An 18,439-nucleotide genomic window follows, 5' to 3' on the forward strand; every position below is an offset into this window, starting at 1 on the left:
GGTTGCGTCTCCAAGAATCGATTCGACTCTCATCGCGCGTTCTGCTCTTATGGAAACAAAAGGAGAACAAAATGGGCTTGGTGGTTCCAGCGGCGACAACGCCGTTCACGCTTTACCTGCGGTGCGACAACTGCATGAGAGAGAGCACGAGAGACATTAAGCTGCCGGTCGGGGAAGGCATCCCTCGCGATCCGGAGGAGTTAATCGAGAGCGCCTTTCTGGGCGATCTGAAATTCAACTGCCGGCCCTGCGGAAGCGTCATTGCGCAGCTCGTCGGCATAGAAGGAGGATATGTTCATGACCATTGAGAAAGAGGTTCTGGAATTCATCATCGTGCCGCCATACGCGCGCCGGTCGGAGATCTTCGCGGCGAAGGAGCGGATGGAGGCTTACCTGGGCAACCGGTTTCCCGGTCACAGCTTTAAGATCGCACGGCTTGGGCCAGTCGGCGACGATGACGACTTCTGTATCCTGCCAGTCATGAACTTCATTGATGCGGAGGGCGTATCACGCATGTGTACCCCGCCGAAGCCTTGGCTCATGGCGGATATCTCTGCCGCTTGCCGTGAATTCGACGCTGGCGGTCGCCGGTCATTTGCTGCGTGACGGAACGAAAAAGCCCGCCGGAAAGGCGGGCGGGGTTACCTCACCGGGCAACTGATGGCGCTACAGAGGCTGTAGGCAAAAAGACACCCCGCCGAAGCGGGGCGTCATAGATTTAGGGGGATAAGGCGTCTCTGACGGGAAGCGCGATTCCGTCTAGATCTGATTGGCTTGCACACTTCTCTGCCCATGCTGAGCAAAGGGCTTGCCACACGATGTTCCCGCCTACAGCCAGTTTGTCGCCCACCTCGTTCGGCCATTTGTGGTGGTCAATGCTAGACATTGCTTGGTTAAGGGCGTCGATTGTTTCAGATGCCGCGCGCCCTATTCGCTCCGGCACGCCAACCCATTGGATGTTGTGAAGTGCCTCGAAAACAACCCTTTCTGGGGCTTCATCTCCCGGCAGCAGAATGCAGCCTGCTGATGCTGATTGGTCCCCATCGAGGAAAACCAGCGAGGGTCGGGGGAAGCGGTTTTGGCTGGCCATCTGACCTAGGGCAACGCCTACAGACGCTGCACCAAAGGGGATTATTTTCGACCGAGAGAGCAGATCGCGATCAATTCTTGCAAGTGATTCTGCAATTAATATCTCTGCTCTGACATCTTCGACGTAGATATCGCATTCTGGATGCTGCTCTTCATCCATCCGCGTCATAGCGAAATCAGGGCTGACTCCTACAACCGCTGCCTTCCCGGCTGCGCCATCCATAAGATAAATTCTCGCCTCTGGTGGGAGCTCGTCCAAAACATATGGGGAGTGCGTCGACAGAATGATCTGCAGTTCTTGCTCTCGCGCTATCCGCGCGAGGTCTCGCATCAATCGCCGCTGAGCTCTGGGGTGAAGCGAAGTTTCAACCTCATCAATCAGCACAAGACCATATTTCGGATAATCTACGGCCAGAAGTTCTGCGGCCGCAATTTCTCCGGCCCCTTGGTGGAAGCCCGAATAGCGCGTACCAGAAATTTCTAGGACCGGTATCGGCTTGTCCTCGCCGGCATCTGTTGTGGATATGCCAGCTTTCACATACTTCTTGCCAACTATCTCCGTGAGGCGAGCTAGGCGCGGGATATCGAAGGCTGTGAAGACGCCTTCGGCCACACCCGACTTGAGCATTCTTGCGTAGCCCATTCTCGCCCCAACAGGCTGGATACGGCGCAAATCCACATACTCCACTGGTCGCTCAGGCCTCTCCGGGTTCCCGCGCCATCGGTTTGTCGGTTTGCGTACTGTGCCCGTTGCTGTGTTCTGCCCCTGCCGATACGAAAACCGGATTGTCGCTCCGGTTATCTTCTCAAAGGGCGTGTCAGGGAAGAAGTCAGAGGCGTAGCGATCCTTCGGAGCAGACCTGTAACTGGCCGCAGCAGCTTGAAGGACTGTGCTTTTCCCCGAGCCGTTTTCGCCTACGAGGGCAGTGATCGGAAACTGAAAGTCAATTCTCTGACCGGTCCAACCTCGTACTCCTGTGATTTCGACCCACTCCAAGCGTTTCGGCCAGGATGTCCCTGTCTGCCACTTGTTCAGCAATTTTCGCATTTCACTGGATAGCGCCATTTCCCCTCCATGCCGCCTCTAGGCGGCGCTCAACTAAGTTCAGCGCCGCTTGATCCCGACTTCACTCTCCTCGAAGCAACGCTTCCTTTTCCTCCATCAGCACCCGCAGCGTCTTGATTACACCGCTCACGCCTCCGGATCCTAAGTCTTGTCCAAGGTCTCGCCCTTAGCGTCTAGCAGAATTTTGAGCGTTCGTATCATATCGGCGGCTTCCAGCATCGCATGACCGACGAGAGCGTCAGGAACGCTTGCGATATCGAGGGTGATCGCCTCGATGCCGTCGAGCACGTCACCGCCTGTCCGATCTGGATCTGAGGCGGCCGCCTGCTCCCGCATGTCTCGCACGGTGATGACGGCCCTTTCGATAAGCCGGCGCTTTTCAAAGGGCGTCAGCTTTCCGATCTCGTTGGCGGCGCGATACAGTTCGGCAATGAAGTCGGTCGTGTGGCTCAACCGTGCGGCCCCTCAGCTTTCACCCTCTCCCATTCCTCCGGCGACAACGCTGCTTTCGACGTACACAGGGCGCGAGCGGCACGTTCGCAGGGAGGCTTGGGCTTGTTCATCTCTAGAATCCCGGCATCTCGTTCATAACCCGCCGCACCAGCGCGATTACCTGCACAGTCACGCCGTCGTCGGCGTCATGATCCTGCCGGATAACGATCGGCTTATGCTTCGGGTTCGTAGATCTCGGGTGAAATTCGGCGCGGTCGGGATAAAGCTCGATCTGCTTGACCGACCATTCGCGGAAATGGCCGCTGTCGCGCGTTCGCTCGACGACAACCACCATGCCAGATTTTAGCTCGACCAGGTGCTCCACGTCATCGTAGGCGAGGCACACCAATCGGTCTCCTTGCAGGATCGGCCGCGGCTTAAGGTCGTTCATGCTGTCGCCAGAGCAATCGAACAGCAGCTGGCGGGCGTTCGGGAATAGTTCGTCGCGGGGTAGGGCTACCTCAATCCGCTCTGACTGATCGAATTCGTCGACCTCACGGAACGTGCCTGCCTCTACGACGCCCGCCACCTTTGCGGCCGTCATGCCGACGCGTGAAAGTGATACTTCGTTAGGCACGGCTGCGCCAGTTTCGTCTGTCGTGTCGAAGAGGATCCACGCGGCCGCAACCCCGAACAGCTCACCATATTTTTCGGCCGCCTTCTTCGAGATCGCTCTATTTCCGTTCTCATGGCTTATCAGCGTGTTCCTGTTGATGTCGCGGGGGAAAGCCCGCGCCGCTTCGCTAGGGCTGTTGAACCCTGCTTTTGCGCGAGCTTGCTGAAGTCGAAATCGGGGCTCATTTTTCATTCGTACACTTTGCCTCCTTTTTATCGTACATGCCGAACGAATGTCACTTGCGCGATGCTCGTACAAGGGGTACGATGTCGGCATGGTTACCACTCCGTCAACGATTGCTGAACTCATCGGTCGATGGCCGACTGTCCGCGAATTTGCGTCCGATATCGAATGCGGCCTAGAGGCCGCGTTCCAAATGAAGAAACGTAACCGCATTGCCCCGCATCATTGGGCGCGTGTGATCTCTGCGGCTGAAGCACGTCGGATCGCTGGTATCAATTACGGGTGGCTGGTGGCGCGTTACGGCACTTCCAAGAGGCCGGTCGTATGAGCCGCCTCCTCTCCCCCACTGACAACGTCACCCGTGCTGCCATGTGGCTTGCCGGGCTTCCCCGCTGGTCTGACGGCCTTCGACGTGAACTTCAGGAGCGCTTCGGCCTCGACCGATACGAGGTCGCCGAGGCCGTCGAGAAGGCGCGCAAGATGCAGGTCTATCGGAGGGCGCACGGATGACGCCCCGATGCAGTCCCACGGAAGGAAGCGGCCTCGATGCAGTCCCACGGAAGGAAGCGCCTGGCCTTTCCGATTGCCGGCATTCAAGCGCCGACGCGCGGAACCGGGAGCGGGACGCCTTCGACGACTATCTCGACGCGATGCACGCGCTCCGGCGCTCTGGCGGGCTGCTGGAGGCGTATATCGCAAACGCCCTCTTTCACCGCTGGTTGGCGATGAGGAGGTAGCCGTGCCTCCTGAATATGTGCCGGATTACCGTCATTGCCTGCTGCCTTATGTGCAGTGGTTTCAGGATGATTTCCTGGGCGGCATCCGAGGAATGAAAGCTCTGGAAGTCGGAATCTACACCGTGCTGCTCAATGAAATGTACAATCGCGGAGTTGCCCTGGATCAGCCGGACGAGCGTCTGGCGCGGATGTGCGGGACCGACACGCGCACATTCCGAAAGGTCGTCGACATGTTGGTCGATGACGAAAAAATAGTCCGTTTGAACTGCGGATTGTGGAATGTGCGCTGCGAAAATGCGTTCAGCAACCGCGCAAAAATGCTGAAGCAACAATCTTTCGCGGGCAAGGCATCTGCGGAAAAGCGTAGGAAAAACAAGGAACCGGATCAACATCCGTTCAGCGAGCGTTCAACGGATGTTCAACCAATCTCAGAAGCTCAGATAGTAGTAAAAGAAGAACCTATCGGTTCTTCCAAAAAACGCGGTTTTCGATTGCCGGATGATTGGCAGCCGGATCGATCCTTCGGCGAGAACGAAGGCTTCACGGATCCGGAGATCGACCGGGAGGCGGACAGGTTTCGCGACCACTGGCGGCAGCAGCCCGGGCAGAAGGGCGTCAAGCTCGACTGGACAGCGGCGTGGCGAAACTGGATCCGCAAATCTGCCGACGACCGGAAGGCGCGAAAGAGCGGGACCGGTCGCGGTACACCTCGCGCCGACGACGAGCTGACGAACGACTTCCTGTTCGGCGGGAGGCGCTGACATGGCCGATGTCCAGAACGCCCTCAACGAGAACGGGATTCGTCTGCGGGATTATCGCCACGGCAGCCACAAGACGACGTGCCCGGCTTGCAGCAGCAACCGACGGAAGAAGAACGATCCCTGCCTCAGCGTGACGGTCGAGGCGGAAGGGCGCGCCGTCTGGCATTGCCACCACTGTGGCTTTTCGGGCGGCGCAGGCGGTGAGGGATATCGCCCTGCTCGGGAGCGCAGGGTTTACCGCAAACCCGAACGCCCGGCACGTCGCGACCGTCCGGAGACGTTGCTGACTTGGTTCGGCAAGCGCGGCATCTCGGCGGAAACCGTCCAGAACATGGGGATCTACAAGACCCGACAATGGTTTCCGCAAACGAAGCAGGAAGAGGATTGCATCGCGTTCCCCTACGAGTGGGACGGCGAACTGCGGAACGTGAAGTACCGCACGGCCGACAAGCACTTCCGCCAGGAGAAGGATCCCGAGCCGGTTTTCTTCAATGCGGATTCCATCGGTGCCGGCGAGGATTTGATCATCGCCGAGGGAGAGATCGATGTCATGTCGTTCGTCGAAGCCGGCTTCCATCATGTCGTGTCCCTGCCGAACGGGGCACCCTCCGGACTGGAAGAGAGCGAGAAGCGCTACGAGCCTTTCGGCACCCATTGGGAACTTATCACGAAGGTCAAGCGGGTTCTGATCGCAACCGACATGGACGAGCCGGGCGAGCGTTTGGCTCAGGAAATCGCCAAACGGGTTGGCCGTGACCGCTGCTATCGGGTCAAGATGCCGACCGGCATCAAGGATGGAAACGAATGCCTTGTGAAGCTCGGCGCCGACGATCTGCGCCGATCCGTCGAGTTCGCCGAGCCGTGGCCGATCGAAGGCTTGCACGATATCGATGACTTCTCGGCTGGCGTGATGGACCTCTATCACGGAAGAGGACCGCAACCGAGGTCGACCGGATGGCCAGAACTGGACAGGGCGTTCAAATACATTCCCGGCCAGTTTGTCGCCGTAACGGGTATTCCAAACCACGGAAAATCGCGAGTTCTTTCGCAGATCATCGTGCAGACGGCGCGGCTTCGTGACGAGCGATGGGCGATATTTTCTCCAGAGACCGGGCATGAAAACCAGATCGCAGACCTTTGCGAAATCTGGGCAGGAAATCCGTTCTACGACGGTCCGTCGTTGCGCATGTCTCCGGGCGATGTGCAAGACGCCATGCTGTGGCTTCGAGAGCGTGTATTCCTGATCGGTACGCTGGAGCATACCCCCTCCATTGACTGGCTTCTGGAGCGTGCGCGCGCCGCCGTCATCCGGTACGGCGTGACCAACATCGTGCTCGATCCGTACAATGAGATCGAAGCCTCGCGCCCTTCGACACTCACCGAAACCGAATTCGTGTCGCAGTTGATTTCCAAGTGCAAGCGGTTCGGAAAGCTCCATGACTGCACCGTCTGGATGGTTATCCATCCGCGCAAGCTTGGTCCGCCCGTCGACGGCCGGGAACCGGTGCCGCAACTCTATGACCTCGCGGGAAGCGCACACTGGCGCAACAAGGCGGACGCAGGGATCGTCGTCTACCGCGACTACCAGAAGGGCGTGACCTTCGTCATCTCGCAGAAGATCCGACGTCAACCGGTTTGCGGCATGGTCGGATCGATCCAGCTCCAGTTCGTTGGAGCTGACCGCCGCTTCGAGCAAATCCCAGGCAGTTATCAGCCCCTCGGAAGGGAGGAATATCTATGAGCAGAGACGCGCATGGTTTCGATGAAAACTACCTGCTCGAAGGCGAGCGGGAACTGTGGCGCAACAGCCAGTGGCGCGTCACCACAATCGCGCTTGAGGAGGTTCCAGGCGGCGGCGGTTACTGGATATCGACCGACAATGTTCATGATGAAATGTGGCCTGAGCATATGGCAATGAAGCAGTGGGTTGACCACGGCGCGTTCATGCAGGCCTTGGCAAAAGCGCGGGAGCTTTTCCCGCAGGCGGTGCCGGCATGATCGATCAAGATTACGTCACGTTCTGCAACTTCGCCTTCGACCTTCGCCAGTCGGCGGAAACCTTCTGCGCCACGCTCGCCGACGAAGAGGTCAAGCAACTCAATTTTCTCGTGCGGACCGAAATTTCGGCAGCGCCTCCCGGCAAGCCTGACGCTGCCTATCATTTCCTTGCCGCGATTCTTGCTGACGCCGTTCGCGAGCGCCAAACCGAAAGGGTGCCAGCATGACCGACCATGCCACCATCGCCGACCACGTCGTCGACGACCTGCGCCGCAGAGGAATGCCGACGAGCGACGAGGACCGCGCGTCGTTCATCGCCCTGATGATCGCCACGGAATTCCCGATGGCGGATGACGCGACGGTCAAGCTCGCCATCAAGACGGTGAACGATCAGATCCGAACCGGCGCTTTCCGCCCGGTCGAAAGTCTTCGCCCTATCGAGCCTATCAACATCACTGACCTCGACACGGATGAGCCCGTGACAGGCGAGCCCATATGCGAGCGGGTTGATCCGAAGGCACTCTTCGTTGATCCAGCCTATCAGCGTTCGGTCGGTGAGCGTGGCCTGCGTCAAATCAGGCGCATCGTTGAGGCGTTCTGCTGGACCAAGTTTAAGCCACCCATTTGTGCCTATGCCGAGCACGATGGCCAGACTGTCCTGAAGGTTCTGGACGGCCAGCACACAGCGATTGCTGCGGCGAGCCATCCCGACATCACCATGATCCCGGTGATGATCGTCGAGGCGGCAGAGACGGCAGCACAGGCTGCGGCCTTCGTTGGGCAGAACACCCAGCGCGTGGCTGTCACGCCCTTGCAGGTGTTCTTCGCCGAAGTCACAGCCGGCGATGACGACGCCCTCGACGTGCTGAAAACCTGCGAGCGCGCCGGCGTGACGATCATGCGATCGCCGCCAAGCCGGTCGGATTTCAAGCCTGCCGAGACGATTTCCATTTCGGCAATCAAGGCCCTCGTCGACAAGCGCGGCGTCATGAAGGCCCGCATGGTTTTGGAAGTTCTGGCCAAGGCCAACCTTGCGCCCATCGCCGCCGATCACATCAAGGCCGTCGAATACCTCATGACCGAGCCGGAGTTCTGCGACCAGTTCGAGCCGGAGGATCTGACGAAGGAAATCGAGACCAGCGGCAAGACTGCCGAGCATGAGGCCAAGGTGTTCAGCGTGGCGCAGAAGGTGCCAGTTTGGCGCGCGCTGGCCGTCCAGTGGTTCAGGAAGACCCGGAAGAAGCGAAAGGCAGCAGCATGAGCACTCATCCTCCAACTCCAGCATCAAAGTTCGTTCGTCGCGTCAGATTGATCCTGGAATAGAGAGGCCGCATGGGCAGCCTCTCCCAATTGTTTTTACCTTTATGCGGACACGCGCCCGCCACCAGAGGGAGACGTGACCATCCACGGCTGCACCGCCGGTTCCTTTACAAGGATGCCTTTCTTCTTCCCGTAGGCTCGGATTGCATCACGAGCGACCTGAAGTGGTTTATGCCCGTCGAAGGCCATGTAGCAGGTCTTCAAGGTAGCATCGTAAATGATATCGCGATCCTTTTCAGGCCGTTCCTCCAAGAAGTCGATGGCGTCTTCCAAGCACGTTATCTCTCGGATCAGTTCCTTGCGTTCCTTCAGATAGACGGGCCTATCAAATACCTTCGAGTTCATTTCTACCTCACTGAAAACGTTGGTGATCAACAAGGGTGGCGCCGGAATCGAGCGCCAACCGATGATTTATTTTCGAGACGTTCTCGATTCAAGATTAGGTGCTCCGTCTCCATCAGAAAATTTATCGAGGTGGCGGGATGAGCGATGAAATCGCAACCGCGGCGAAAGCCCTGCTAGACGCCATCACGTTCGACGACTGTGGCGCGATGATTGGCGGCAAGTTCGTTGGTGGCAACGGCGGCCTGATCTCCCGTGACACGATCAGGAGGGCAGACGAATTGCGCCAGGTGCTCCTGCGCCACGAATCGGAGGAAAGCCGATGAGGCGCTTTCGCTGGTGGCTTGGCCAGAATCTTTTTCATCTGTCTTGTCACGTCATGCCTCACGCCGAACGGACTGTCATGATGCGTCTGCTCAAGCTTGGGACCGACGCGATCCGCAAAGAGATCGAGGTAGACCAATGACCATCGCCGAGCGCAAAGCCCGAGAAGCCTACGACCGCGTCAATCCATGGCGGCCGATGAAGGACGCGAAGGCAGATGGCACGATCTGCGAACTGCTGTTCTCCGACATGGTGGGCAGCTTCGATACGGATCCGCGGCGATACTTCCTCGACGCATCCGGCAAGTGGTTCCGTATCGATCCGCCTGGGCCGATCTACAAAGCCCCCACCAGTTGGCGCGCAGCATGGGTCAAACTCACCCCTGAGCGCCGCACCCTCATCAAGCGAGAAGCAAGGTACAAATGAAGGAACGTAAATCCAAGCGTGTGAACGAACAGCGTCGTATCGCTCGCCTGATCCGGGCTGATGGCGGCAAGGACGGCGCGGTGCTGGCCAAGGTCCGCCTGAGGGTTTCCAGTCAGCGGAGCGCTCATCTGACCATCCGGTGCCGGCCGGGCTCCTTCGAATGGCGGTATGGTCGCGGGGAACCGTGCGCCCTGTTCTATGCCGGCAACCATTTCGCCATTCTTTGGGAGCGTGCCGGTGCTACGGTCGCGAGTTCGGCGGACTTCCTTCGTGGCACCAAGGCGGGTCACAGAACCGGTATATCGGACAGTCGTGTTGCCGCGATCGATGCGCTGCGCGGTCTGGTCGACGAAATCGGGCGGCTCTCCTTCGAGCGCCTGATGCTCTACTGCGTCCAAGGCGCAACATCGGATGAAATCGCTACACGGGAGCAGCAGGAGAAGCGCGCCATCGCCACGGTTCTTGCCAACGACCTGCGCCAGTGCGCCATCCATTTCAACTTTGTGAGCCGAAAGACTCATTTCGATCGCGAAACCATTTGACTTCGGTAACGAAACCCCCTATTGGATTGTCATCATCGCAAAGTTGCGTCCGAACCCGCCTCCGAAGGCGGGTTTTTCATTTCCATTCCGGTTGATTTCTAAGGGTGCTATTTAAGACGCTCCGCTATCCGGCTTCTATTGAGAGCAGTAGCGGCGGCTGATGGTATCCATTCCCCATGCCACTCGACAGGAATGCCAGTGAGCAGGGCCTCCGGATTTTTGAAGCTTGGCGAATAGCCGCGCTTTAGCATTTCGTCGATCAATTCTTTTTGGCGTTTAGCCAGGTACCCGAGGCGTGGATAGAAGAACCGAACATGTCCTTGGCCCAGGCGATATTCTGCCGGGTTACGGCTATCATCGGGTTTTTCTCCACGCTCTATTGCGGCACGGACCAGACCGAATATACGTGGAAGCTCGCGGTATTCAGCAATCAGGTGGGGTGTGGTGAGTTCGGCGGGCGGAACACAGTTGATACGCGTCAATTTAGCAAAGTCCTGATATTACGGGCGGTGAAACTTCAAACGCATAGCCTACTGCCTTCCCGATCCTTAACTGGAGAGTCGGGCTTAATCGTCCGGCTTCTCAGGTGTTTCTCTCTTACCGAACGACCAGAACGGGCACCGGACTGCTGGATACGACTTCCGCAGTCTGACTGCCGAGAAGAAGGCGGCTCACGCCTCGACGTCCATGGGACGCCATAACGATCAGATTGCATTCGGCCTGCCGTGCTGTCTCCAGAATGGCCGGCGCTGCCTTGTCGTTAGGAACATGGACCGTAGCGGCATCGATGCCCATCTTGTCGGCCCTCGACTTGATGGAGGAAAGCAACTCTTCGGCTTCCTTTTTTTGTTCCTCGCCGTATCTGGCGATGTCATTGGGCGTAATGACCCAGCCAGCCCGGCCAACAGGCGCGGGGAATGGCTCGGTAACCGTCACGATCGTGACCTTGCTATCGAGCGCCTTTGCCAGCGAAAGGCCGTGATCGACGCCTTTTTCCGCGAGTTCCGAGCCGTCGGTGGAGATCAGGATATGTGTGTACATGGCAAGCCTCGGGAACGAGTTAAGGGACGCTGAAGGAAGCACATCTGTTGCCGGGTAGAAAGAGACAGGTGCTCTCCTACCCGTGTGGCACAATGACGCCAATTCCGGCCGCTCTATCATGCTGGCGTCAGTGGCAATGCACCTGACCGGTGCTGTTATCCATGTGGCAGCATTGCCCGGGCGGTGAGCTTTTCCGGCATCCGCCGCCATGCGCGTAGGCAGATACCGACAGAGCCAAGGCCGCCAAGACGGCTACAATCGCAGATTTCATAACCCCCTCCTGTTTCCCATCTACAAGGTATCCAGCATGGCGCTTACCGGCAAGCAGCAGCGCCTGCATCGTCGCTCCACGGAGGCTCAGCAGTACCGCCGCCTCTACCGCGACAAGCGATGGTGCGGTCCGCACGGCATCCGACAACAGACGCTGGTCCGCGACCTCTACACCTGCCAGCGCTGCGACAGCCTGCTGGTTACCGGCGACCGTCATCATCCCCGCGCGGCGGTCGTCAATCACATCAAGCCTCACAAGGGCGACGAGAGCCTTTTCTTCGACCTGGAGAACACGGAAGCCGTCTGCAAGTCATGCCACGACACGCTCATCCAGAAGGAAGAAGCACGCGGCTACACCATCGGGTCGGACATCAACGGGCGGCCGGTGGACAAGAACCACCCATGGAATGCGAGGTAAGCAGCATGGCACGTAGCGAGATCGTCATCGACGGCAGAGAACTGATGGAGAGCATCCGTATAGGTGTCCGCATGCCTCGCCTGTTCGGCCTGCGCATGTGGATGGCAACCAAGCTGTTCATGCTCGCCGGCTGGATGAGCGGTGCGAACGTGGTGATCGAGGGAGCCGAGGAATGAGCGAGCAGGATCGTCACGTCCGAGATCAACGAGCGCCGGCACCGCGTCATCATCGACCGACACGAGTTGAAGCGCATCGTTGGTGAGACCATCGCTGTCCCGCTATTCTAGAGCCGGGTTTAACCGTGTGGCGCGCCTTGTACCGCTTCACGCGGTATCATTTGGTAGGACGGCGAGGTCCTTTAGGAGCGCCACCTTCATTGTCCCATGTGTCGATGCCAGCATTGCGATCACGGTGCAGTGAGGTCTTTGACAGCGGATAGGCCTCCGCACCGATGGTCGCAGCCTTGATAAGACGGATAATCCTCCGTGCCTCTTCGTTCTCTGGGCCCACACCTCCTGCAAGTTTCTCGGTTTCATAGTTGGCATTACTGAGAACTTGGTGGAGCAGTGTCTTTTTCAGCTTCGCCGTGGTCTTCGATGCTCTAAAGGTCAAGATCACCATATCCACTCCTGCATCAGGATGTAGAGGACCATGATAAAGCTGGCCCCGATGGCCATGTTGGATATCGTTGTGACGATCCGGTAGCGGTCGAAGAGGAAAGACATATCGTCCTCCTTTCGTTTGGGGCCAGGGTAGCTAGCCCTCAAACAGCAGCGCCCGTGTCGATGGCTACTGAAGAAACAACCTTGCGCGCCTCAATCGGGTTTAGCAAGGATTCAAATAAGGTCATTGCGAGGCTCTGTACTTCGATCGCGAGGTGGGGAGCATTCGTATGCGGACACGCCCTGCTCCTGCCGACGCTGCAATGGCCTCAAGAGCGACCGGGTGATGGCTGAACCGGGTTGGCGTGTTCGCACCTGCGAAGGCATCCATTTTGCGATGCAGGAGGGGGTGGTCAAAAGTCTGGAGGCGATCGATCTGGTGACCCGCGCCCCCCCTCCATTTTCACCGAGACCGATTTCAGAGCAAAAAGTTGGGGCCATCCCGAAGGGATGAGGTGTCATGAACGTGATTGAAGGCACCGGCAGCATTGTCGTCGAGCCGGACTGGCAGAGCCTGTTCAACGACGAACTGGAAATCCTCGCCGCCCAGGAGCATTGGCGCATCGTCACCACGGAGTTGAAGGACCGGCAGTTGCTGGCGGCGGCCAACGGCCATTCGATCCAGCGTCTGGTGTGCGCCTATCTGATGTTTGACCGTATGTATCGGGAAGTCGCTGAAAACGGCGTGGTGTCGAAGCCTCGGCGCGGCAACAGCAAAGCAATCGCGCGGGTGAGCCCGTATTTCACGGCGATGCGTGAGGCAGGATCGGACGCGGATCGGATCGAAGCCGAGCTTGGCATCGCGCCGCGTCGTCGTGGGTCTGTCCAGAAGGTCGAGCGCAAGCAGCGCCGGGAGCGCGCGAGTGACGGTTATCTCGGCAAGACCGGCGGCTGATGATCTGGCCACGCGATACGCCTGCGATGTGCTGGATGGAAAGGTTGTAGCAGGTGAATTTGTTCGGGCTTCCTGCCGGCGTCACTTGCGCGATCTGGATGATGGTGCTGCGCGTGGTCTTGTCTTCGACGTCGGCCGGGCCAAGCATCATTGCGGCTTCTTCCCGGCCGTGCTCACCGTCACAGAAGGTATCGCAGAGGGCAAGCCGTTCCATCTCCTGCCGTGGCATGGCTTCGTCGTGGCCTCGCTGTTCGGCTGGAAACGGTCAGATGGGCTGCGCCGGTTCCGCATGGCGTGGCTGGAAACGGGCAAGGGTCAGGCAAAGTCGCCGCTGATGGCCGGCATCGGGATCGACATGATGGGATATGCCGGCAAGGAGCGGTCTGAAGTCTACGCCATCGCCGGCGACAAGGATCAGGCGAACGTCCTGTTCAAGGATGCCGTCGCCATGTGCCGGGCGAACCTTCCGGATCGCGACGAGGATGAATTCGAGAGCCTGGAAAGCCGCGGCGATGTGGTTATCCGCGGAACCGGCGACAATGCCTGGCGGATCGAGCACCCGGCGACCAGTTCGAAATTCCAGTCGATGGCGTCGGTGGATTCGATCTCCGGCCCTCGGCCCTATGCGGTGCTGGCCGACGAGATCCACGAGTTCAAGACAGCCTACTCGCTGCAAATCTGGAAGGCAGCCATCGACAAGATGTCCGGCGATCCGCTGATGGTGCTCGGCACAAACACGCCGGCTATCAACCAGATCGTCGGAACCGAGTATTCGGAGTTGTTCCAGAAGGTCATCACGGGGCAGGCCGAGGACGATAGCCTGTTCGGCTTCATCGCTCGGGTCGATGAAAAAGACCGCGAAACGGTCTTCGATAACGAGGCGGTGTGGGCGAAGGCGCTGCCGGCGCTCGATGTCACCTATCCGATCGACAACGTCAGGAAGCGAGTGAACACGGCCAGGCTGATGCTGTCGGAGGCGCTGTCGACGAAGCGACTGTATTTCGGCATCCCGGTTGGCACGGAAGGCTTCTGGACAACACAGGAGGCGTGGGACAGTTGCCAGGGCGTGGTTGACGAAGCCGCGATGGTCGGGCTGCCCTGTTGGCTTGGGCTCGACCTGTCGAAGAAAAATGACCTGACTGCGCTGTCGGCATGCTGGCGCGGGGAGAAAGCCGGCAAGCAGCACCTGTTCGTCAAGACCTGGTACTTCACGACCAGGGCCGGCATCCATGATCGCAGCCGCGACGACAATGCGCCCTATGCCGACTGGGCCGAAAAGAAGCTGATCGAGGCGGTGCCGGGTGCCACGATCGATTACGAGTTCGTCGGCGCGAAGGTGAAGGCACTCAACGATAAGCACGATGTGCAGTTTCTCGCCTTCGACGCGGCCAAGATCGGCGACTTCATCGATGCGTGTAGTCGGATTGATTTTCCGACCTGGCGCTTCGAAGGTCCGGATGAGCCGGAAGGCAGCGGTCTGAAGCTGGTCAGCCACGGTCAGGGCACCCGTATCGTGTTCGTGGAGCGGGCGCTGTGCATGCCGAAGTCAATCGAGAAGCTGGAAGACGCGATCCTCGACGGCGCGATCACCATCGACGCCAGTCCGGTGACAACGATGTGCGCCTCCAACGCGATCATCACGGCCGATCCGATGAACAACCGGGCGTTCGACAAGCGCAGGTCTCGCGGCCGCATCGATGGCATGATCTCGATTTCCGAAGCGGTCGGTGCGGCGCATTCCGAGTTCGAGGAACAAGGCCCGTCGGTCTACGAAGAGCGCGGCATCCTGATGGTATAGGCGGGATAATTGGATGAGTTTTATCGATCGATTTTTCTCGCCTCCCGCGGGACGTTCGACCGTACGGCCGGCGGCGGCAGTGCCATTCGTTCCGTTGGTGTCGGCCTCGATGCCGGAGAACCATTTCACGGTCGACGGCGACCGGCTTGCCGACCTGATGCGCGCCGTCTCAATGACGGAGAGCGGGGCGAACGTTACCGTCACGACCGCACTGAAGAACACGACGGTGTTTCGCTGCGTGTCGCTGGTCTCCTACACCATCGGCATGCTGCCCTTGCACCTTTTCGAGGCTGGCGACGAGCGGCTGAAAGCGGAAAGCCATTCGCTGTACAAGCTGCTGACCAGGCAGCCGAACGACTGGCAGTCGGCATTCGACTTCAAGGCGCTGATGCAGATGCGAGCACTGGTCAATGGCGATGCCTTTGCGTTGGTTGTGCGCTCGATGGGGCGGCCGATCAGGCTGGTACCGCTGCCGAACGGCATGGTGACGATCAGGCAGAATGATGACTGGACGGTCGAATACCACTACCAGCCGGCAAAGGGGCCGAAGCAGATTTTCAAGGCTGAGGAAATCCTGCATCTGCGCGGCCTGTCCACCGACGGCCTGCGCGGCATGTCGCTGGTCAGGCAGGCGGCCGAGGCCATTGGCCTTGCGCTTCAGACCGAGAAGGCGGCAGCACGCCTGTTCCGCAACGGCATGCTCGTCGGCGGGGCGCTCAAGCACAAGGCGAAGCTTTCGCCCGAGGCCTATGAGCGGCTGAAGGCCAGCATGGCAGAACGCGAAAATGCCGACAATGCACACAAATGGCTGATCCTCGAAGAAGAAATGGACGCCACGCCGTTCAGCCAGACCGGCCGCGATAACCAGCATCTGGAAACCCGTCAGCATCAGATCGAGGAAATCGGCCGGGTGTTCGGCGTACCGCGCCCGCTGCTGATGGTGGATGATACCTCGTGGGGGTCCGGCATCGACGTGCTCGGCCAGTTCTTCGTCCGCTACGGTCTCGCTCCATGGTTCACCGCCTGGGAGCAGGCGATCCATCGCTCGGTGCTTCTCGATGCGGAGAAGGATCGTTTTTACGCCAAGTTCAATGAGGGCGCACTGTTACGCGGCTCGATGAAGGACCAGGCAGAATTCTTCGCCAAGGCGCTGGGTTCCGGCGGGCATCGGCCATGGATGGGCGTCGACGAGGTGCGCGCGCTTCAGGAGCTTGGAAAGGCCAAGCCGGGACAACTTCCCGCCGCACCGGGGCAACAGGAGGATGGGCAATGAGCCTTCGCCAGCTCCCTGAGATCAGGGCTTTTCAGCATACCGACCTGTTGCAGTTCGATCCGCCCGATGAGGCGATGGCCGAATTCAACGCCGATATCCGTGCCGCCAAGAATGAGGGCGACAACGTCATCTCGATCTATGGCCAGATCGGTCGCGATCCGTTCTCGGACGTCGACAACAGCGAGCGCCGGATTAGTGGTGCGCTGGCCTCGATCGGTCACCGCGATGTCGTGGTCAACGTCAATTCGCCCGGAGGTAATTTCCTGTCGGGTCTGGCGATCTACAACCTGCTGCGCGCTCATCCGGCGAAGGTGACGGTCAATGTGCTGGCAATGGCGGGTTCCGCAGCATCGGTGATCGCCATGGCGGGTGATGAGATCGCCATGGCGGACGGTTCCTTCATCATGGTCCACAAGGCCTCGGCCGTGGTCATGGGTAACGAGTATGACGCAAAGGATGCGGCCGAGCTGCTGGCTGAGGTCGATGGCGCGATGGCTGAAATCTATGCCGCGCGTGCCGGTGTCGAACAGCCGGAAGCCTCCGGATGGATGGACAAGGGGCGTGGCAAGGGTTCGATGTTCAACGCCAAAGCCGCCATCGAGCGCGGCCTTGCCGACCGCAAGCTGGCGGCAGGCGCGGCAAAGATCGCCGCCAATATCACCAAGCAACTTCCGCCAGAGCGTGTCGCGGAGCGTGCGTTCATGGCTCAGGGAATGTCGAGCGTCGAGGCCAAGAGCCTTGTCGCCTCGCTTAAGACCGGCGCGCGCGATGCCGCTGGAACCGTCACGCGCGATGCTGACGACCGTGTGCAGGCTGCCATGCGGCAGCTGCTTTCCACCATCCGCTCATAGGAGATCATCATGAGCAAGCATCTTAATCCGCGCCGGCTGCGCGGTACGGTCGCCATTCGTGCAAATGGTGACGATCTGGCTGGGCTGTTTGCCCAGCTGAACACCAGCTTTGCCGAATTCAAGGCCTCGATGGCCGAGAAGGACAAGGAGCATTCGAGGAGGTTCGACGATGTCGTGACGACCGAAAAGCTTGGCCGTATCGAGGCGTCGATTGCCGAGACGAACGCCGCCTATCAGTCCGAAATCGACAAGCTCAACGCCAGACTGGCCGGACTGTCGGTCAATGGCGGCGGCGACGACGACGGCCTGTCCGAAGCAGATCGCGAGTATCGGGCGACGTTCGACGACTGGTTTCGTACCGGCGACGGCGAAAGCCAGGTCAAGGCGGCAATGAAGGCCGGCGAGATCACTGCTTCCTATGAGGTCGGCGACGACTCCAAGGGCGGCTATACCGCGCCCGTCGAATGGGACCGGACCATCACGGATGCCCGGGTCGACATCTCGCCGATGCGCCGCTTCGCCTCCGTCCAGTCGGTCACCGGCCAGGGCTTCACCAAGCTCTACAACCAGCACGGCACAACATCCGCATGGGTTGGCGAAAAGACCGCACGGCCGCAGACCGACGGTTCGGTCCTGGCGACCTATGCATTCGCCTTTGGTGAAATCTACGCCATGCCGGCGGCGACCGAGCGCATCCTGGAGGACTCGGAAATCGACATGGCTTCCTGGCTTGCCGGCGAGGTCAATATCGAGTTCGCCTATCAGGAAGGTGCGGCCTTCATCAACGGCGACGGCGTGAATAAGCCGAAGGGCGTTCTGCGCTACGACGCGACGACGGAGGCGGCACTGCCGGCAGCGCAGCGTCATCCCCTCGGCCCGATTGCCGAGGTGCTGTCCGACGATGCCAATGGCCTCACACCGGATGGTTTGGTTGATCTGATCTACGATCTGCCGGAGGATCGCTCGCAGGGCGCGGCGCTGTTTGCCAACCGCAAGACTCATGCCGTCATCCGCAAGATGAAGGATGGACAGGGCAACTTCTTGTGGCAGCCGCCGTTCCAGGCGGGTCAGCCGGCGCAGGTCCTCGGACAGCCGATCAACGAGCTATCCGGTCTGCCTGACGTGGCGGCCGGCACCATCCCCGTCCTGTTCGGCAACATGGCACAGGCCTATCGCATCTTCGACCGGGTGGGCATGTCCGTGCTTCGCGACCCCTACACCAGCAAACCCTATGTGCTGTTCTATACCCGCAAGCGTGTCGGCGGCGGGCTCTGGAACCCGGAGTGGATGCGCTACCACCGCATCGGCGCGCCGGCGGCCCCGTAATGCACAGGC

At 59.5% G+C, this 18,439-nt stretch carries 25 protein-coding genes; 18 read left to right on the plus strand and 7 right to left on the minus strand.

What is annotated here, in order from left to right:
• Positions 1 to 71: 71 nt before the first annotated feature.
• Both KYK29_RS04950 and KYK29_RS04955 read left to right on the plus strand, forming a co-directional pair.
• Positions 72 to 308, plus strand: coding sequence for a hypothetical protein (locus KYK29_RS04950; protein ID WP_254689722.1), 237 nt, complete (start codon positions 72 to 74; stop codon positions 306 to 308).
• Complete coding sequence (locus tag KYK29_RS04955) at positions 298 to 606, plus strand: hypothetical protein (RefSeq protein ID WP_254689723.1); 309 nt, start codon at positions 298 to 300, stop codon at positions 604 to 606. Before KYK29_RS04950 ends, KYK29_RS04955 begins: the two co-directional genes overlap by 11 nt.
• Positions 607 to 718: 112 nt before the next feature.
• Here KYK29_RS04955 and KYK29_RS04960 read toward each other — a convergent pair whose 3' ends face one another.
• The 3 genes from KYK29_RS04960 to KYK29_RS04970 all read right to left on the minus strand — a co-directional run bounded on the left by KYK29_RS04960 (position 719) and on the right by KYK29_RS04970 (position 3,455).
• Positions 719 to 2,155: an ATP-dependent nuclease gene (locus KYK29_RS04960; RefSeq protein WP_254689724.1), complete on the minus strand. Its 1,437-nt coding sequence runs from the start codon at positions 2,153 to 2,155 to the stop codon at positions 719 to 721.
• Positions 2,156 to 2,296: 141 nt separating this feature from the next.
• Positions 2,297 to 2,608: a hypothetical protein gene (locus KYK29_RS04965; RefSeq protein ID WP_254689725.1), complete on the minus strand. Its 312-nt coding sequence runs from the start codon at positions 2,606 to 2,608 to the stop codon at positions 2,297 to 2,299.
• Between the two features lie 112 nt (positions 2,609 to 2,720).
• Positions 2,721 to 3,455 carry a LexA family protein gene (locus KYK29_RS04970; RefSeq protein ID WP_254689726.1) on the minus strand — a complete coding sequence of 245 codons (735 nt, stop codon included), beginning with the start codon at positions 3,453 to 3,455 and terminating at the stop codon, positions 2,721 to 2,723.
• 315 nt (positions 3,456 to 3,770) lie between these two features.
• Between KYK29_RS04970 and KYK29_RS04975 the strand changes: the two genes are divergently transcribed.
• The 6 genes from KYK29_RS04975 (at position 3,771) to KYK29_RS05000 (ending at position 8,203) form a co-directional block, all read left to right on the plus strand.
• Complete coding sequence (locus tag KYK29_RS04975; protein WP_254689727.1) at positions 3,771 to 3,956, plus strand: hypothetical protein; 186 nt, start codon at positions 3,771 to 3,773, stop codon at positions 3,954 to 3,956.
• A 229-nt stretch (positions 3,957 to 4,185) separates the two neighbouring features.
• Positions 4,186 to 4,944 (plus strand): YdaU family protein, encoded by a 759-nt coding sequence (locus KYK29_RS04980; protein WP_254689728.1) that lies wholly within the window; start codon positions 4,186 to 4,188, stop codon positions 4,942 to 4,944.
• 1 nt (position 4,945) lies between these two features.
• On the plus strand, positions 4,946 to 6,685 hold the full coding sequence (locus KYK29_RS04985; protein ID WP_254689729.1) for a toprim domain-containing protein: 1,740 nt from the start codon (positions 4,946 to 4,948) through the stop codon (positions 6,683 to 6,685).
• Positions 6,682 to 6,942 carry a hypothetical protein gene (locus KYK29_RS04990; protein WP_254689730.1) on the plus strand — a complete coding sequence of 87 codons (261 nt, stop codon included), beginning with the start codon at positions 6,682 to 6,684 and terminating at the stop codon, positions 6,940 to 6,942. The genes KYK29_RS04985 and KYK29_RS04990 overlap by 4 nt, the downstream gene beginning before the upstream one ends.
• A complete protein-coding gene (locus KYK29_RS04995; RefSeq protein ID WP_254689731.1) occupies positions 6,939 to 7,169 on the plus strand; it encodes a hypothetical protein in 231 nt (76 codons plus the stop codon). Before KYK29_RS04990 ends, KYK29_RS04995 begins: the two co-directional genes overlap by 4 nt.
• On the plus strand, positions 7,166 to 8,203 hold the full coding sequence (locus tag KYK29_RS05000) for a DUF6551 family protein (RefSeq protein WP_254689732.1): 1,038 nt from the start codon (positions 7,166 to 7,168) through the stop codon (positions 8,201 to 8,203). Before KYK29_RS04995 ends, KYK29_RS05000 begins: the two co-directional genes overlap by 4 nt.
• 101 nt (positions 8,204 to 8,304) lie before the next feature.
• Here the strand turns inward: KYK29_RS05000 and KYK29_RS05005 are convergent, their stop codons facing one another.
• Positions 8,305 to 8,607: a DUF982 domain-containing protein gene (locus KYK29_RS05005; protein WP_254689733.1), complete on the minus strand. Its 303-nt coding sequence runs from the start codon at positions 8,605 to 8,607 to the stop codon at positions 8,305 to 8,307.
• Positions 8,608 to 8,744: 137 nt separating this feature from the next.
• On the opposite strand from KYK29_RS05005, the gene KYK29_RS05010 reads away from it, so the two are divergent.
• The 3 genes from KYK29_RS05010 (at position 8,745) to KYK29_RS05020 (ending at position 9,896) form a co-directional block, all read left to right on the plus strand.
• Positions 8,745 to 8,930 (plus strand): hypothetical protein, encoded by a 186-nt coding sequence (locus tag KYK29_RS05010; protein ID WP_254689734.1) that lies wholly within the window; start codon positions 8,745 to 8,747, stop codon positions 8,928 to 8,930.
• 136 nt (positions 8,931 to 9,066) lie between these two features.
• Complete coding sequence (locus KYK29_RS05015) at positions 9,067 to 9,354, plus strand: hypothetical protein (RefSeq protein WP_254689735.1); 288 nt, start codon at positions 9,067 to 9,069, stop codon at positions 9,352 to 9,354.
• Entirely contained in the window at positions 9,351 to 9,896 is a 546-nt protein-coding gene (locus KYK29_RS05020; RefSeq protein WP_254689736.1) for a hypothetical protein, read from the plus strand. Before KYK29_RS05015 ends, KYK29_RS05020 begins: the two co-directional genes overlap by 4 nt.
• A 107-nt stretch (positions 9,897 to 10,003) precedes the next feature.
• Here the strand turns inward: KYK29_RS05020 and KYK29_RS05025 are convergent, their stop codons facing one another.
• The gene (locus KYK29_RS05025; RefSeq protein ID WP_254689737.1) at positions 10,004 to 10,378 is read right to left on the minus strand and encodes a pyrimidine dimer DNA glycosylase/endonuclease V; all 375 of its coding nucleotides are present in this window, start codon (positions 10,376 to 10,378) and stop codon (positions 10,004 to 10,006) included.
• Between the two features lie 115 nt (positions 10,379 to 10,493).
• Complete coding sequence (locus tag KYK29_RS05030) at positions 10,494 to 10,937, minus strand: universal stress protein (RefSeq protein WP_254689738.1); 444 nt, start codon at positions 10,935 to 10,937, stop codon at positions 10,494 to 10,496.
• A 307-nt stretch (positions 10,938 to 11,244) separates the two neighbouring features.
• On the opposite strand from KYK29_RS05030, the gene KYK29_RS05035 reads away from it, so the two are divergent.
• Together KYK29_RS05035 and KYK29_RS05040 are read left to right on the plus strand one after the other, a co-directional pair.
• Complete coding sequence (locus KYK29_RS05035) at positions 11,245 to 11,625, plus strand: HNH endonuclease (protein ID WP_254689739.1); 381 nt, start codon at positions 11,245 to 11,247, stop codon at positions 11,623 to 11,625.
• A 5-nt stretch (positions 11,626 to 11,630) separates the two neighbouring features.
• Complete coding sequence (locus KYK29_RS05040; protein ID WP_254689740.1) at positions 11,631 to 11,801, plus strand: hypothetical protein; 171 nt, start codon at positions 11,631 to 11,633, stop codon at positions 11,799 to 11,801.
• A gap of 157 nt (positions 11,802 to 11,958) precedes the next feature.
• Here KYK29_RS05040 and KYK29_RS05045 read toward each other — a convergent pair whose 3' ends face one another.
• Positions 11,959 to 12,246, minus strand: coding sequence for a hypothetical protein (locus KYK29_RS05045; RefSeq protein WP_254689741.1), 288 nt, complete (start codon positions 12,244 to 12,246; stop codon positions 11,959 to 11,961).
• Between the two features lie 501 nt (positions 12,247 to 12,747).
• On the opposite strand from KYK29_RS05045, the gene KYK29_RS05050 reads away from it, so the two are divergent.
• From KYK29_RS05050 to KYK29_RS05070, 5 genes are all read left to right on the plus strand, one after another.
• Positions 12,748 to 13,182 carry a P27 family phage terminase small subunit gene (locus KYK29_RS05050; RefSeq protein WP_254689742.1) on the plus strand — a complete coding sequence of 145 codons (435 nt, stop codon included), beginning with the start codon at positions 12,748 to 12,750 and terminating at the stop codon, positions 13,180 to 13,182.
• The gene (locus KYK29_RS05055) at positions 13,082 to 14,980 is read left to right on the plus strand and encodes a terminase large subunit (protein WP_254689743.1); all 1,899 of its coding nucleotides are present in this window, start codon (positions 13,082 to 13,084) and stop codon (positions 14,978 to 14,980) included. The genes KYK29_RS05050 and KYK29_RS05055 overlap by 101 nt, the downstream gene beginning before the upstream one ends.
• A gap of 109 nt (positions 14,981 to 15,089) precedes the next feature.
• Positions 15,090 to 16,253: a phage portal protein gene (locus KYK29_RS05060; RefSeq protein ID WP_254689744.1), complete on the plus strand. Its 1,164-nt coding sequence runs from the start codon at positions 15,090 to 15,092 to the stop codon at positions 16,251 to 16,253.
• The gene (locus KYK29_RS05065) at positions 16,250 to 17,104 is read left to right on the plus strand and encodes a head maturation protease, ClpP-related (protein WP_254689745.1); all 855 of its coding nucleotides are present in this window, start codon (positions 16,250 to 16,252) and stop codon (positions 17,102 to 17,104) included. Before KYK29_RS05060 ends, KYK29_RS05065 begins: the two co-directional genes overlap by 4 nt.
• A gap of 9 nt (positions 17,105 to 17,113) precedes the next feature.
• The gene (locus tag KYK29_RS05070) at positions 17,114 to 18,430 is read left to right on the plus strand and encodes a phage major capsid protein (RefSeq protein ID WP_254689746.1); all 1,317 of its coding nucleotides are present in this window, start codon (positions 17,114 to 17,116) and stop codon (positions 18,428 to 18,430) included.
• Positions 18,431 to 18,439: the final 9 nt, after the last annotated feature.

It is taken from the genome of Shinella daejeonensis, from assembly GCF_024281235.1.
Classification (GTDB): Bacteria; Pseudomonadota; Alphaproteobacteria; order Rhizobiales; family Rhizobiaceae; genus Shinella; species Shinella daejeonensis.